Source organism: Pseudomonas sp. WS 5503 (genome assembly GCF_012985385.1).
In the GTDB taxonomy this organism is placed as follows: Bacteria; Pseudomonadota; Gammaproteobacteria; order Pseudomonadales; family Pseudomonadaceae; genus Aquipseudomonas; species Aquipseudomonas paracarnis.
The window spans coordinates 777,874-792,902 of the sequence record NZ_JAAQWI010000001.1 but is presented as its reverse complement, the minus strand read 5'-3'; the positions used below and the strand labels follow the sequence as shown (position 1 = coordinate 792,902).

Below are 15,029 nucleotides of genomic sequence, written 5' to 3'. Positions count from 1 at the left end.
GTATGTCGGAAAAAATCGCCCTGCACGCGCGAGTTGCGTGTGCAGAATGCGCGTGGGATCCTTGGCCGCTTTTCAATCCCAGAGAGGGCCTTCCATGTCCAAGACTATCCGCATTGCAGCCGCGCTGTTGGTCCGTGGCGACGGTCAAACCCTGCTTGTGCGCAAGCGCGATACCCTGGCTTTCATGCAACCGGGCGGCAAAATCGACGCCGGCGAGCAACCTGCCGAGGCGCTCGTCCGTGAGTTGCACGAGGAGCTGAACCTGCGCGTTGATCCGAGCCAAGCCGTCTATCTTGGCCAGTTCTCGGCACCCGCGGCCAACGAACCGGGTTTTACCGTAGAGGCGGAGTTGTTCAAGGTGCAGGTCGACGTCGCCGTCACCCCTGCAGCAGAGATTGAAGAGGTGTGCTGGATCGATCCCATGGGCGAAGGCGACTTGCATCTGGCGCCATTGACGCGCGATTTGATCCTGCCGTTCTATCGTGATTCGCTGGCTACCGCATGATGATTCGCCCGCTGGACGCCGACGATGCGCAAGCCTATCGGGCATTGATGCTCGAGGCCTATGGCGCGTATCCGCAAGCGTTCACGTCCAGTGTCGCGGAGCGCGCCTCGATGCCATTGAGCTGGTGGGAAAAGCGTCTCGACAGCCCGCTGGATTGCCTGTTTGGCGGCTTTGATGGGGAGCGACTGGCCGGCATCGTTGGCCTGGCCTACGAGCCTCGCGAAAAGGCGCGGCACAAGGTGACCTTGTTCGGCATGTACGTGACCGAGGCTTATCAACAGCAAGGGCTGGGGCGGCAGCTGGTGCAAGCCGCACTGGAAGAAGCCCGCCGCCACCCGCGCCTCAAACTGATCCAGCTGACCGTCACCGCCGGCAATGACGCGGCCTTTGCGCTCTACCAGCGCTGCGGTTTCATTCAGTACGGCCTGGAGCCACTGGCCGTGCGGGTAGGCGTCGAATACTTCGACAAGATCCACATGTGGCGCGAGCTCCATTGATCGTTCCAACGCTCTGCGTGGGCACGCATCCCGTGACGCTCCGCGTCACCACGTGGACGCAGAGCGTCCTTGGCGGCATTCCCACGCAGAGCGTGGGAACGATCGGCACTCGCCCGCACACTCAGAGCCCGCTCAACGCACCGCGCTTACGCCATCCAAGGTGGAAAACGAGGTGTCCTTGGCCGTCAGCAAGAAGTCGCGCATATAAGGTGCATCCAGCATGTCGGCACGAATGCCCGCATACAAGGTGGCGAACAAACCCTTCTCACCCAACCGCTTGGCCTTCACATACCCGCGTGAGCTGTATTCATGCAGCGCCCAGTGGGGCATACCGCACACCCCACGGCCGCTGGCCACCAGTTGCATCATCATCACGGTCAGCTCCGAAGTCCGCACCTGGGCCGGTTCAACGTCGGCCGGTTCCAGGAAGCGGGTGAAGATGTCCAGGCGGTCACGTTCCACCGGGTAGGTGATCAGGGTTTCTGTCTGCAGGTCTTCCGGCACGATGTAGGACTTGTTCGCCAGCGCGTGCTGGTTGGCCACCGCCAGCATGGCTTCGTAGGTGAACAGCGGCACGTAGGTGATACCCGGCAGTTCCAGCGGGTCGGAGGTCACCACCAGGTCCAGGTCGCCACGGGCCAGGGCCGGCAGCGGCGCGAAGGCAAAGCCCGAGGCCAGGTCCAGCTCGACTTCCGGCCAGGCATCGCGGAACTGGTCGATGGTCGGCATCAGCCACTGGAAACAACTGTGGCATTCGATCGCCATGTGCAAGCGCCCAGCGGTACCCCCGGCCAGCCGCGCAATATCGCGCTCGGCACCGCGCAACAACGGCAGGGTGGCGTCGGCCAATTGCAGCAGGCGCAGGCCGGCGCTGGTGAAGCGCACCGGTTTGGTCTTGCGCACGAACAGCGGCATGCCCAGGCGCTCTTCCAGTTCTTTGAACTGATGGGAGAGGGCGGACTGGGTCAGGTGCAGGCGTTCGGCGGCTTCCACCAGGCTGTCGGCTTCGCGCAAGGCGTGCAGGGTTTTCAAGTGACGGATTTCGAGCACAGGCGCTCCATGAAGAAAATTTGCGACGAAAACGGAATGCTTGATTTTGTCTCATGTTGTGGGGCGTGTCGACCATGACCACTGGGCGCTCTTCATCAAACTGTCATCGAACTGTGGCAGCGCGCTTGAACAAACTTCATCAGACTCGCGCTCTACTGGGGTTCTGCGTTTTGGTGTTTTTCATGCGTGCGTTGTTTTTAGTGGCCGCTCTACTGTTCGGCCTGCCGTCTTTTGCGGCGTCTCGATGTGATGTCAATGTCCCGACCCAAACGGTCGACCTGGCTCAGGTGAGCATCGCCTATCAAAGTATCGGCCGTGCGTCCGACCCTGCGTTGCTGCTGGTAATGGGCCTGGGCGGGCAGTTGATCCACTGGCCGGACGAAGTGGTGGTGGCCCTGTGCGAACAAGGCTTTCGGGTGATTCGCTACGACAACCGCGACGTCGGCCTGTCCACCTGGCGGCAGGCGCCGGCGAGCGCCAACCTGACCTTCGAAGTGCTGCGCTACAAGCTCGGCTTGCCGGTGGCTGCGCCTTATACGTTGACCGACATGGCCGACGACGCCCTGGGCTTGATGGACGCGCTGCAGGTGCAGCAATTTCACGTACTCGGCGCGAGCATGGGCGGCATGATCGCTCAACACCTGGCGGCCATGGCGCCACAGCGCGTGGAAAGCCTGACCCTGATCATGACCAGCTCCGGCGCCGAGGGCTTGCCCGCTCCGAACGCGGCGCTGGTGCAATTGCTCTCGCGGCGCAGCGCGCCCAATCGTGAGGTGGCGCTGGAGCAACAGGCGGATTTGCTCGCGGCGTTGGGCAGCCCGGATATCAAGGACGATCGCCAGGCGTTGCTGCACCAGGCGGCGCTGTCCTATGACCGCGCCTTCAACCCCGAAGGCGTGAAGCGCCAGATCATGGCAATCCTGGCCGAGCCAAGCCGTGTGCCCTTGCTCAACCAACTGCGCGTGCCTGCGTTGGTCGTCCACGGCACCGCCGATCCCTTGCTGCCGGTGATGCACGGCGTGCATCTGGCCGCGCATATCCAGGGCAGCCAGTTGAAATTGATTCCCGGCCTGGCCCACCGTTTTCAGGAAGCGTTCAAGGCGCCCTTGCTGGCGGCGGTGTTGCCCTACCTGCAAGCCCATCGCCAGGATGCCGCGCACTGGGCGCAGATCGATTTGAGCGAGCCTTCGAAGGTGCTGTGAAGGTGGTGTATCGTGCAACCTTATGTATACGCATGACTGCACGCGAGGTTGCCCACCATGAGTACTCCCCTGAAAATCGATTTCGTCAGCGACGTATCCTGCCCCTGGTGCATCATCGGCCTGCGTGGCCTGACCGAAGCCCTCGACCAGCTCGGCAGCGAAGTGCAGGCCGAGATTCATTTCCAGCCGTTCGAACTGAACCCCAACATGCCCGCCATCGGTCAGAACATCGTCGAGCACATCACTGAAAAATACGGCTCCACGGCTGAAGAGTCCCAGGCTAATCGTGCGCGTATCCGCGACATGGGCGCCGCATTGGGCTTTGCGTTCCGCACCGACGGCCAGAGCCGTATCTACAACACCTTCGACGCGCACCGCCTGTTGCATTGGGCCGGGTTGGAAGGTTTGCAATACAACCTCAAGGAAGCGCTGTTCAAGGCGTATTTCAGCGATGGCCAGGACCCTTCCGACCACGCGACCCTGGCGATCATCGCCGAGAGCGTAGGGCTGGACATTGCGCGCGCCGCCGAGATTCTTGCCAGCGATGAATACGCCGCCGAAGTCCGCGAGCAGGAACAGCTGTGGGTTTCTCGTGGAGTGAGTTCGGTGCCGACCATTGTCTTCAATGACCAATATGCGGTGAGCGGTGGGCAACCGGCGGAAGCCTTCGTCGGCGCGATTCGCCAGATCATCAACGAATCGAAATCCTGAGGCCGAGCACGCAGCAAAATGTGGGAGCTGGCTGTCAGTTGCAAATGAGTTGACTGAAACACTGCCATCGCAGCATAGGTATCTACACAGCTTTGGTGTGACGCTGGACCTGTGGCGAGGGAGCTTGCTCCCGTGACGGACTGACAGCCGGCGCTGATCTAACTGACACACCACGATCCAAATGTGGGAGCTGGCTTGCCTGCGAAGACGGCCTACCAGCCAACGCCTATCTACCTGACACCCCGCGATCAAACTGTGGGAGCGGGCTTGCTCGCGAAGGCGGCCTGACAGGCGACACAGTTGGACCGTGTACATATCCATTGCTGCGGTAACGGCCACTTAGGGTTCCGCCCTGACGGCGGGTCACTTTGGAAAAGAGCCGGAATGCCGGCCCAGCCCAAAGTAACCAAAGGGCTCTTGCCCCACCACTCGGCACCTCGCTTGGGCTCGGTGTGCCCGAACACAGGCTTGAATCCGTGGGCCGCCGCCACGCGCCATCCATGGCGCGGGGCGGCTAACCCGGCGTCCTGCCGGGTTACCCACGAATTCAAGCCTGCGTTCGGCCAGCGTGGTTTAACGGGGCGCTTAAGATCAAAAGCAGAGCAAGAGCGACTCGCTTCGCATCGTGGTTAGCGTCTGCTGTTACAACTCACAAAGTTGTGTGAAGACCTATGGCCATCGCAGGCAAGCCAGCTCCCACATTTGATCTGTGTCGGCATTAAGAGAAGCGCTGGCCCATCCCTTGCATTACCCCCCTAAAGCCCAACCGGCCTGCGGTTGGGCACTGCCATTAGGGGTGAAACTTACCTTGAATATTCTTGACCTTGACCACAGCCTCACCGGCCAGGCACCGATTGCCCGGCGGTTGGCCAGCGGTCGGGCCACGCGCCTGGACCTGCTGGACTTGGGCCCGAAATTGCGTTTGTGGTCCACCGAAAAAACCTGGAAGCGTTTCGTCGAGCGCCTGGCCCAACGGACACGGCCCCGTGACGCGCGCCCGGAAATGCTGTTTGTCGGCTCCGGCGATTATCACCACCTTACGCCAGCGTTTTTGGCCGACCTCAAAGAGCCCGTCAGCCTGATTCACTTTGACAACCACCCAGACTGGGTGCGCTTTGCGCCCAAGCGGCACTGTGGTTCGTGGGTCAACCGGGCGCTGAAGATGCCAGCGATCCAACGCATCGTCACCCTCGGCCCGTGCAGCGATGACCTGCATAACCCGCAACTGCGCGGCGGCAACCTTGGCGCCCTCAAGCGCGGGCGTTTGCAGCTGTTTCCCTGGCAGCATCCGCCGTCCAAGGTCTGGGGCCGGGTGGGGGACGGCGCCGGCCACCAGCAACAGGAAAACCACCTGCACTGGCGCAACCTGGCGGACCTGGATTGGGGCGCCTACCTCGACCAGATGATTGCCAGCCTGCCCACCGAGGCGATCTGGATCACCATCGACAAAGATGTGCTCGCCAGTGAAGACGCCGCCACCAACTGGGACCAGGGCGGCATGCGCCTGACCCATTTGCTCCAGGCCCTGCGGGCGTTGGCGGCGGGTAAACGCATCATTGGGATCGACGTCTGCGGTGAGTTCGCTACGCCGGCATTCAGCAACGCGTTCAAGCGCTGGGAAGCCAAGTCCGACCAGCCGCCACCGGAGCGCTGGAGCCCGCAAGACTTGCAGCGTAATGCGGCAACCAATGAAGCCTTGATCGACCTGTTTGAGGAACTGTTCCCGTGACCCTGACCGTGGTGTTGTTACTGGCGTTTTCCATCGTCCTCGATGTGATTGGTCAGCTGTGTTTCAAATTGGGCGTGGACCGTTTGCCGCAACTCGATGGCGGTTTTCGCCTGCGTGCGTTCTGGGGCCAGGTGTTCAATGCGCCGCTGTTGTGGGCCGGCGTCGGCGCCTACGTGATTGAGTTTTTTGTGTGGCTCGAAGCGCTGTCCCGTGCGCCCTTGAGTCTGCTGTTTCCGCTGGCGGCGTTGGCCTATTGCCTGGTGGTACTGGCAGGCAGGGTGGTGCTCAAGGAGACCGTCAGTCGGCGTCGTTGGCTGGGCACGCTGGTGATTACCTTAGGTGTGATGTTGGTAGCGATCGCGGGGAATCAGGCATGACAACGCAAACAATCAATACCGGCTGGCTGCATGGGCGTGTTGGCACCCTGGTGCTATGGGCACTGCTGATCGCCACCGAAAGCGCCGGGCAGTTGTTCACCAAGGTGGCCGGCGATCAGTTGGGGCCGATGGACTTCAGTTGGCAATGGCTGGCGGACGTGGCGCGCAACCCGGGGATTCTGGCGGCGATTGCCAGCTATCTGGGTGCGTTTTTTGTGTGGATGCTGATCCTGCGGCGTAGCAGTTTGTCCCTGGCGTTTCCGCTGAGTTCGCTGGTGTTTGTGGCGGTGCTGCTGGGCTCTTGGCTGGGGTTGGGGGAGCACATCAGCGTGTTGCATTGGGTGGGCGTGGTGGTAATTATCGGTGGTATCGCACTGTTGGCTGAGGGCGAGGAACACTGAAGATAGAGCTATGAAACACAGGCCCATTGTGGGAGCGGGCGTGCTCGCGAATGCGGTGGATCACTGAAGTATCGGGTGACTGACACACTGCTTTCGCGAGCAAGCCCGCTCCCACAATTTTGCTCCCAGGTGATTCAGTCAAAGGTGTAGCTGATCGCCGTCTGCACCTGGCCCTGATTCACATGGCCAGCCTCCTTGACGATGCTGCTCTTGGCCGCCGACCCCACCAGGTGTACCCAGCTGGCGCTGGTCAGCAGCGACCAATGGGGCGCCAGGGGGAAGGCGAAGCTTTGGCTCAGCGTCACGTTCTGGAAGCCCCCGCTCGCTTTATAGGGCCGCAAGCCTGAAGCGACGGCTTCGTTGTTGTCCACGCCGAAGAAGGTATTGGTCTGCCGCGCGTCGGCAAAATGCGCAACCAGGCTATTGCTGCCGATAATCCCGCCACCCACGGGGTAACCCAGTTCGCCGCCGATTTTACCCAGGGCGCCGCTCTGGGAATGCCCGCCGCCCACGGCCTGGCCCAATTGCGCATAGACCCGCCAGAAATCGGCCGGGGCGTATTGGACGAAACCGCCCACCTCGGCCATGTCCGACACGTTGCGCAGGCCCTGCAACTCGCCGTTGGAAGTACGCCCCGGCAGGTAGTTGATATAGGGGCCAGCGGTAAGGCCGTGGGTATCCAGGGCGCTCCAGGTGAGGCCGTCATCGGTACTCAGGCTGACGTCACCCCAATCCAGGTCCAGGTAAGGCACAGGCCGGGTTTCGTAGCGGCTGCCGCTGGGGTCGTGGGGCTGATAGCTGAGGCCCGCGCCCACGTCGCCCGTGATGCCTTCTGCCCACGCGGCACTGCAAAGGCCCCACCCTCCAAGTAAACCGGTGAATACAGCAGCAGCGAGCTTGGACATGGGGACGTTTCCTGAAGGTGGGCAGGCGCGCATGAACGCGCAAACCGACGCGCCTGCGCAAGCACTCATGTTGTTTGTAGCAAGCTACAAAAATTGTAGCTCCCGCGACACCTATCGCCGCGCATTTCGCCCTAACCCCCAGCCCTGCGGGGTTTTCGCCAGTTGGCACAGTCCCTGCTCTATCCCTTGGCAAGCGCATACAGCGCGCTCCTCCAAGGCCCTTTACCTAAAGGAAAGGCAGATGATCAACTGGCATATCGTGTGTGACTTCGACGGGACCATTACCCCCACCGATGTCATCGACAACGTCCTCCAACGCTTCGCCGGCCCCGAGTGGGAAACCATTGAGCAGGAATGGCTGGATGGGCATATCGGTTCACGCGAATGCCTGAGCCGCCAACTGGCGCTGATCAAGGCCACCCCGGCTGAACTGCTGGCGTACTTTGACAGCGTCGAGATCGACCCGGACTTCCCGGATTTTGTCGATCACGTCATGGGCCTGGGTGCTTCCATCGAAGTGGTCAGCGATGGCATCGAGCAGGGCATTGCCCGCATCCTTTCGCGCAACTACGTGACCTTGTTGCCGATCCTCGCCAACCGCCTGCGACAGGTCGACCAGGACAGCTGGCGCATCGACTTCCCGTATGCCAGCGATGCCTGTCGCGCCGCTGCCGGCAACTGCAAGTGCAAATCCACGCCGCGCAACAAGCGCGTGCTGGTGATCGGCGACGGCAAGTCCGACATGTGCGTGGCCTCCACCGCCGACTTCGTGTTCGCCAAGGGCAGCCTCGCCGACTACTGCGCCGCCCACCAGATTCCTCATGCGCGCTTCGACAGCTTTGCGCAAGTGCCGGCGTTGCTGGCCAAGCTGCCACAAGGCCTCGCCGCCAACGCCACCACCTTCAACACCTCTTCTGACAATCAGGAACTCTTCCATCATGTCTGACATCCGTATCGCTACCGCTGAAGACCAGGTGCTTCTGGATAAAGAAGCCAAGTATTGCTCCTACGGCGACACCGTTCACTACATCGAGCCGCCGCGTATTTTCAGCCGCTGCGAAGGCTCCTATGTGTGGGACACCGAAGACCAGGCCTACCTCGACCTGCAGATGTGGTACTCGGCCGTCAACTTCGGCTATGCCAACCCGCGCCTGAACAACGCGCTGAAAAAGCAGATCGACACCTTGCCGCAAATCGCCAGCCAGTACCTGCACAAAGGCAAGATCGAGCTGTCGGAAATGATCGCGGTCGATGCCAAGAACAAGTTCGGCCTCGATGGCCGTGTGCACTTCAACGTCGGCGGTTCGCAGTCCATCGAAGATTCCCTGAAGGTGGTGCGCAACGCCAGCAACGGCAAAAGCTTGATGTTCGCCTTCGAAGGCGGCTACCACGGGCGCACCCTCGGCGCCTCGTCGATCACCTCCAGCTTCCGCTATCGTCGTCGCTACGGCCACTTTGGCGAACGCGCCAATTTCATCCCATTCCCTTACCACTTCCGTGGCCCGAAGGGCATGACCAAGGAAGAGTACGGCAGCCATTGCGTGCAGCAGTTCGCCCGCTTGTTCGAGACCGAATACAACGGCGTGTGGGACCCTAAGACCAACCAGTGCGAATACGCAGCTTTCTATGTCGAGCCGATCCAGGGCACCGGCGGCTACGTGATCCCGCCGATGAATTTCTACCGCGAGCTCAAGCACGTCCTGGACCAGCACGGCATCCTGATGGTGTCCGACGAAATCCAGATGGGCTTCTATCGCACCGGCAAACTCTGGTCGATCGAGCACTTCGATGTACAGCCGGACGTGATCGTGTTCGGCAAGGCGTTGACCAATGGTCTCAACCCATTGGGCGGTATCTGGGCCCGTGAAGAGTTGATCAACCCGAAGGTGTTCCCGCCAGGTTCGACTCACTCCACCTTCGCCTCCAACCCGTTGGGTACCGCGGTGGGCCTGGAAATGTTCAAGATGACCAGCGAAGTCGACTACGGCGCCATGGTCATGGCCAAGGGCAAATACTTCCTGGAAGGCCTGCAAGACTTGCAAAAACGCTTCCCCATCATCGGCGATGTGGACGGCCTGGGCCTGGCGCTGCGCTGCGAAATCTGCGGCCCGGATGGCTTCACCCCGGACAAAGCGACCCTGGACTACATGGTCGAAGAAGGCATGAAAGGCGACATGCTGGTAGACGGCCAGAAACTCGGGCTGATCCTCGACGTAGGCGGTTACTACAAGAACGTGATCACCCTGGCGCCGTCCCTGGAAATCAGCTACCCGGAAATCGACCTGGGCCTGAAGTTGCTCGAGCAACTGCTGGTGCGAGCGACCAAGCGGTGAATGCTCAAGGGATCGACCTCGGTGAAGGCACTGCCGGTTTCGTTCTCGGTGATGGTCCGGTCGGGATCCTGTTGATCCACGGCCTGACCGGCACGCCGACTGAATTGCGCCAGGTCGCCAAGGGCCTGGCCAAGGCAGGCAACTGCACGGTGTATGTGCCCACACTGGCGGGGCACTGCGGCGACAACAGCGACCTGCAGGCCACCGGCTGGCAGGACTGGTACGAAGGCGTGCGCAAGACCTTCGTACAAGTCAAGCAACGCCACGGGCAGGTGTTTGTCGGCGGTTTGTCCATGGGCGCGGTGATGTCGATGTATGTGGCGTCCGAACATCCTGGGCAAGTCGCTGGGTTGCTGATGTATTCCACCACCTTGAAGTACGACGGCTGGAGCATCAACAAGCTGGCGTTCCTCACGCCGTTGCTGATGAAGATTCCGTTCGGCGTGCACATTTGCAGCTTCGAGGAGAAGCCGCCCTACGGCATCAAGAACGAGCGCCTGCGGGCCATCGTCGAGCGGCAGATGAAGGAAGGCGAGAGCAGTGAGGCGGGGTTGCTGACCATGGAAGGCATCACCGTGCGCGAGCTGCACCGCATGAACGCCGTGGTCAAGAAGCGCATGCCCCAGATCAAGGTGCCGGCGCTGGTGCTGCACTCCATTGAGGACGACATCACCAGCCGCTGGAACGCCGATTACGTGGAGCGCCACCTCGGCGGGCCGGTGACCAAGATCCTGTTGGACAACTGCTACCACATGATCACCGTCGATTTGCAGTACCGGCGGGTGATCGAGTTGAGTGCCAGGTTTGTCGAGCAGCACGCAGTGCAACTCAATCGTGTGGCGTGATTAGTTTACTTGTAGGAGCGAGCTTGCTGTGGCGAGCAAGCTTGCTTGCGCTGGGGTGCGAAGCACCCCCAAAAGCCTGCGACTGCTGCGCAGTCGAGCGGGAGCAAGCTCCCTCGCCACAGCAAGCTCGCTCCTACAGTAGAACGGCGTTGATAAGGAAAAACTGTGATAACCACCCAAGCCTTCCCGACCATCCGGGCTATCCAGCGCGATGCCTGGAACGACTGTTTTCCCGGTGCCCTGGAGGATTGGGACTATTACCTGGCCGTGGAAAACGCCGCGATCGATGACTTTCAGTGGCGTTACCTCGCGGTCTTCGAGGATCAAACGCTGGTGGCCGTGGCTGCCGCGTTCGTCACCCATTATCGCCTCGACACCACGGTGTCGGGGGCCGGCAAGCGCTTGACCGAGCGCCTGGAGCAGCTGTGGCCTGGCGTTTTGCAATTGGCGTTGTACGCCATCGGTTCGCCGGTGGCTGAACGCTGTGATGCCGGTGTCGCGAGCCATGTGCCCGAATCCCGGCGCCCGTTGCTGTTGCAGCAGTTACTGGAGGCTGCGCGCAGCGATGCCGACGCGCTCGGTATCGGCTTGCTGGCGGTCAAGGATGCGCCCACCAACGACCCGCATTGGGCCCAGAGCTGCCTTGCCGCAGGCTTTCAAAGCATGCCCAGTTTGCCCACGGGGGTGTTGCCGCTGCCTTATGGCTCGGTGGATGCCTACCTGGGGTCGCTGGGCAAATCCACGCGCAAGGACCTGCGCCGCAAACTGCGCGCACCAGGGCCGCGGGTCGAGTGGCGGCGTAATATCGATGACGTGCTGCCTGAGGTCATGCGCCTGTATGAATCCACGCTCGCGCGCGCAGACTTGCAGTTCGAACGCCTGCCCGCCGGTTACTTCACGGGCGTGCTCGAACACCTGCACGAGCGGGCGGTCTGTGTTCTGTACTGGGTGGACGAGCGCCTGGTGGCGTTCAACCTTATCCTGCTGGATGAGCATCGGCTGGTGGACAAGTTCTTTGGCCATGACCTTGAGTTCAGCCGCGAGTACAACCTGTACTTCCGCAGTTGGTTGACCAATGTCGACTATTGTATTGAACACCGTATTCCGGTGTACGAGTGCGGCCAGGCCGGGTATGCCAGTAAACTGCGCCTGGGGTGCGAGTTCGAGGGCAACAGCCTGTTCTTCCGCCACCGCAACCGGCTGGTCAACGGCCTGCTCAAGCTTGTAAAACTGTTTATTCGACCGGATCGTTCCGACCCTGCCATGGCTGCTGCGATAAGCGAAATCTGATGATTACCAAGACCCGCCAGAAAGCCCGCCCCTTTGCCATCTCGCGTTGGAGCGTCCAGCGCAAGCTGGTGCTGGCGTTCTGGCTGGTCAGCGTGATTCCCACCATGATCGCGGCTGAGCTGGCAGCCACCACGCTGTCGCAGATTTTCGACAGCAACGTGCGTATCTGGCTGCAAGAGTCGACCAAGATCGTCAAGGACGAAATCGGCGACATCCTTCACGACAACGCGCGCATGGCCAAGCTGTTCCTGCGCTATACCAGCCCGCCGTCGTCCAAAAATGCCGAGAAGCATGACCGGCTCACCGCCGACATTGCCGATGCCACCGATATCGACGTGGTCGCGCTGATCCGCACCAGCGACCGTAAAGTGATGTTCAGCACGGCCGCCGATGACATCGTCAGGCAGATCAACCTCACCAGCAACGCGGTGCTGCAAACCGTGCAAGTCGCCGGCGTGAGCACGGGCCTGGTGGTGTCCACCTTCGAAACCAGCCGTGACGGCGTTGATTACCTGTTGCTGGTCGCCACTTACCTGGACAGCAGTTTCCTCACCAGCGTGGCCGATGTGCATTCCCTCGACCTGCGTCTGTATTTGGCCAACCCTGCCGGTTTTTCCGAAATATTTTCCACCCAGCGCTTCGCCAATCACCCCTCGCGCATCCCCAAGAATGTCGAGGCCTACCTGCGGAGCACCAAGCAGCCCAGCGAGCAGTTCACTAACCAGTACAGCGGTTTGTATTGGCCGATTTTCAATGATGCCGGCGAGTTGCAAGGCGTGATCTTCAGCGGCCTGCTACGCCATACCAGCCTGGTGGGGTTGGTGAACCAGAGCAACTTGTTCGTGCTGATCTTCCTGGTCAGCTCGGCGCTGTCACTGGCGGCCGGGTTGTTGGTGTCGCGGCGCCTGACCAAGCCCCTGCGCGATTTGTCCCAGGGCGTGGATGCGGTGATCTCGGGCAGTTATGCGCACCGTGTGGTGGTCAGTGGCGGTGACGAACTGGCGCAATTGAGCAGCACCTTCAACCACATGACCGAACGCCTGGGCGAGTTGCATCATCTGGAAGCCCAACTGCGTCGGCGTGACCGCTTGCATGCCCTGGGTGAAGTCGCCATGGGCCTGGCTCACGAAATTCGCAACCCACTGGGCATCATCAAGACCGCCACCCAACTGTTGCATCGGCGCGCTGACCTGGCGGAAACCGACAAGCGTCACCTGGAATATGTCATCAGCGAAGTCAGCCGCATCAACGAGCTGATTACCGAGTTCCTCGATTTCGCCAAGCCCAACCCGCCGATACGCGTGCAGCAACCGGCACGCGCCCTGGTGGAAGAAATCCTCGGTTTCTGCGGCCCGGAGCTGAGTAGCCATCGCATTGACGGGCAGATCGACGACCAAGCGCCTGGCGCGACGATCTACGCCGATGCCAAGCAGCTCAAACAGGCCTGTCTCAACCTGATTCTCAACGCCGTCGACGCGATGCCCGACGGCGGGCGCCTGACCCTGGGCATTCGCAGCGTGGGCGACAACACTGTGATCAGCATCGCCGATACCGGCGAAGGCATCCCGGCGGACATGGTGGAGCGCATCTTCACGCCATTCGTCACCACCAAGGCCTCGGGCACAGGCCTGGGCCTGGCCAAAGTCTATTCGATCATGGAAAGTCACGACGGCAGCATCGAATGCGCCAGTGAGAAAGATGCCGGCGCGACCTTCAGCCTGTACATTCCGGCTGACGGTGAAGACGACGGTGAAGATGAGGACGGGCATGACGCATAACGTATTGGTGGTCGACGACGAGCCCAAGCTCTGTGATCTGCTGACCCAGGCCTTGAGCCAGAACGGCATCCAGGTGTTCAGCGCGGGCAATGGCCTGCATGCGCTCAAGGTGCTGGGGGAGGAGGACATCGACCTGGTCATCAGCGACTGGCGCATGCCGGGCATGGACGGGCCGGCGTTGCTGGCCGAGATCAAGGTGCGTTATCCGACTTTGCCGGTAATCGTGATGACGGCCTACAGCACGGTGAAAAACGCCGTGCAGTCGATGCGTAACGGTGCCTATGACTACATTGCCAAGCCGTTCGACATCGACGAGCTGGACATCACCGTGGCCAAGGCCCTGCAATTTCGCGACATCATGCGCGACAACGCGCGCATGCGCGCCGAGCTGGACGAGCATGCTCAGTTCGACAGCCTGGTGGGCGACAGTCCGGCGTTTCGCCAAGTGCTCCAGGCGGTGGATTCGGTGCGTGACAGCAACGCTACTATCCTGCTGACCGGCGAAAGCGGCACTGGCAAGGAAATGGTCGCCCGCGCCATCCACAAGCATGGCAGCCGTGCCGACCAACCCTTCGTGGCGGTCAATTGCGCAGCCATTCCTGAAGGCTTGTTGGAAAGCGAAATGTTCGGCCATCGCAAAGGCGCGTTCACCGGCGCCGTGGCTGACCGGGTAGGGCGTTTCATGCAGGCCGACAAGGGCACGCTGTTTCTGGATGAAGTCGGTGATATGCCCTTGGCGTTGCAGGCCAAGATTCTGCGCGCCTTGCAGGAGAGGGTTATCGAGCCGGTAGGCGACCCCCGCGAGCGCAAGGTGGATGTACGAGTAATTGCCGCCACCAACAAGAACCTGCTGGATGCGGTGGCGGCCAAGGAGTTTCGCGAAGACCTGTATTACCGCCTCAATGTCTTTCCGATTCCGTTGCCGTCGTTGCGCGAACGCGTGGAAGACATCGCGCCCCTGGCGCGCCACTTCGCTCACACTTTGAGCGCCACCACTGGCAAACGTATCACCGGTTTCAGCCCCGAGGCGTTGCAGGCCATGGCTGCGTATCACTGGCCGGGCAATATCCGCGAGCTGCAAAACTGCGTGGAGCGCGCAACCATCGTGGCGGCTTCATCGGTGATCGAGGATATTGATTTGCCCGGGTATTTGTTTGCTTCCACACCGAGCGAGGGTGATGTGACCGCGATCCTCAGCGACGGCCCAGGCGTGCCGCGGGATCTGGATGCGGCGCTGGCCGAAGTGGAGAAAGCCTATATTCTTGCGGCGCTGCAGGAGAGCAATGGGGTGCAGGCCGCGGCGGCGCAGCGGATCGGGATTTCCGAAAGGAGCTTCTGGTATCGCCTGAAGAAGCTGGGGATTCAGGTCGACAAGATCGTGCGCTGATCTGAGTGTGGTAACTCAT

The 15,029-nt window shown here is 61.2% G+C and carries 15 protein-coding genes; 13 read left to right on the top strand and 2 right to left on the bottom strand.

The genetic code is table 11. The features are described 5' to 3' along the window. Positions 1 to 94: 94 nt before the first annotated feature. Positions 95 to 505 carry an NUDIX domain-containing protein gene (locus HBO10_RS03885; RefSeq protein ID WP_034126447.1) on the top strand — a complete coding sequence of 137 codons (411 nt, stop codon included), beginning with the start codon at positions 95 to 97 and terminating at the stop codon, positions 503 to 505. Beyond that, entirely contained in the window at positions 502 to 1,002 is a 501-nt protein-coding gene (locus tag HBO10_RS03880; RefSeq protein WP_034126448.1) for a GNAT family N-acetyltransferase, read from the top strand. The genes HBO10_RS03885 and HBO10_RS03880 overlap by 4 nt, the downstream gene beginning before the upstream one ends. 132 nt (positions 1,003 to 1,134) lie before the next feature. On the opposite strand, the gene metR is transcribed toward HBO10_RS03880, so the two are convergent. Continuing rightward, entirely contained in the window at positions 1,135 to 2,052 is a 918-nt protein-coding gene (gene metR / locus HBO10_RS03875) for a transcriptional regulator MetR (RefSeq protein WP_034126449.1), read from the bottom strand. Positions 2,053 to 2,234: 182 nt separating this feature from the next. Here metR and HBO10_RS03870 point away from each other — a divergent pair, with 182 nt between their 5' ends. From HBO10_RS03870 to HBO10_RS03850, 5 genes are all read left to right on the top strand, one after another. Further along, positions 2,235 to 3,254 carry an alpha/beta hydrolase gene (locus HBO10_RS03870; protein ID WP_034126527.1) on the top strand — a complete coding sequence of 340 codons (1,020 nt, stop codon included), beginning with the start codon at positions 2,235 to 2,237 and terminating at the stop codon, positions 3,252 to 3,254. Positions 3,255 to 3,311: 57 nt separating this feature from the next. Beyond that, the gene (locus HBO10_RS03865) at positions 3,312 to 3,965 is read left to right on the top strand and encodes a DsbA family oxidoreductase (RefSeq protein WP_034126450.1); all 654 of its coding nucleotides are present in this window, start codon (positions 3,312 to 3,314) and stop codon (positions 3,963 to 3,965) included. Between the two features lie 808 nt (positions 3,966 to 4,773). After that, positions 4,774 to 5,694 (top strand): arginase, encoded by a 921-nt coding sequence (locus HBO10_RS03860; protein WP_034126451.1) that lies wholly within the window; start codon positions 4,774 to 4,776, stop codon positions 5,692 to 5,694. Further along, positions 5,691 to 6,071, top strand: a complete 381-nt coding sequence (locus tag HBO10_RS03855; protein ID WP_003188930.1) for an EamA family transporter — start codon at positions 5,691 to 5,693, stop codon at positions 6,069 to 6,071. The genes HBO10_RS03860 and HBO10_RS03855 overlap by 4 nt, the downstream gene beginning before the upstream one ends. Beyond that, a complete protein-coding gene (locus HBO10_RS03850) occupies positions 6,068 to 6,472 on the top strand; it encodes an EamA family transporter (protein WP_034126452.1) in 405 nt (134 codons plus the stop codon). The genes HBO10_RS03855 and HBO10_RS03850 overlap by 4 nt, the downstream gene beginning before the upstream one ends. A gap of 134 nt (positions 6,473 to 6,606) precedes the next feature. Here HBO10_RS03850 and HBO10_RS03845 read toward each other — a convergent pair whose 3' ends face one another. After that, positions 6,607 to 7,377: a MipA/OmpV family protein gene (locus HBO10_RS03845; protein ID WP_034126453.1), complete on the bottom strand. Its 771-nt coding sequence runs from the start codon at positions 7,375 to 7,377 to the stop codon at positions 6,607 to 6,609. Between the two features lie 241 nt (positions 7,378 to 7,618). On the opposite strand from HBO10_RS03845, the gene HBO10_RS03840 reads away from it, so the two are divergent. From HBO10_RS03840 to HBO10_RS03815, 6 genes are all read left to right on the top strand, one after another. Next, positions 7,619 to 8,323, top strand: coding sequence for an MtnX-like HAD-IB family phosphatase (locus tag HBO10_RS03840; RefSeq protein WP_034126454.1), 705 nt, complete (start codon positions 7,619 to 7,621; stop codon positions 8,321 to 8,323). Further along, positions 8,316 to 9,710 carry an aminotransferase class III-fold pyridoxal phosphate-dependent enzyme gene (locus tag HBO10_RS03835; RefSeq protein WP_034126455.1) on the top strand — a complete coding sequence of 465 codons (1,395 nt, stop codon included), beginning with the start codon at positions 8,316 to 8,318 and terminating at the stop codon, positions 9,708 to 9,710. Before HBO10_RS03840 ends, HBO10_RS03835 begins: the two co-directional genes overlap by 8 nt. Beyond that, positions 9,707 to 10,555, top strand: coding sequence for an alpha/beta fold hydrolase (locus HBO10_RS03830; protein WP_020301177.1), 849 nt, complete (start codon positions 9,707 to 9,709; stop codon positions 10,553 to 10,555). Before HBO10_RS03835 ends, HBO10_RS03830 begins: the two co-directional genes overlap by 4 nt. 165 nt (positions 10,556 to 10,720) lie before the next feature. Then, positions 10,721 to 11,845, top strand: a complete 1,125-nt coding sequence (locus tag HBO10_RS03825) for a GNAT family N-acetyltransferase (RefSeq protein ID WP_169921930.1) — start codon at positions 10,721 to 10,723, stop codon at positions 11,843 to 11,845. Further along, positions 11,845 to 13,623, top strand: a complete 1,779-nt coding sequence (locus HBO10_RS03820; protein WP_034126457.1) for a HAMP domain-containing sensor histidine kinase — start codon at positions 11,845 to 11,847, stop codon at positions 13,621 to 13,623. The genes HBO10_RS03825 and HBO10_RS03820 overlap by 1 nt, the downstream gene beginning before the upstream one ends. Further along, positions 13,613 to 15,010 carry a sigma-54 dependent transcriptional regulator gene (locus tag HBO10_RS03815; protein ID WP_034126458.1) on the top strand — a complete coding sequence of 466 codons (1,398 nt, stop codon included), beginning with the start codon at positions 13,613 to 13,615 and terminating at the stop codon, positions 15,008 to 15,010. The genes HBO10_RS03820 and HBO10_RS03815 overlap by 11 nt, the downstream gene beginning before the upstream one ends. The last annotated feature ends 19 nt before the right edge of the window (positions 15,011 to 15,029 follow it).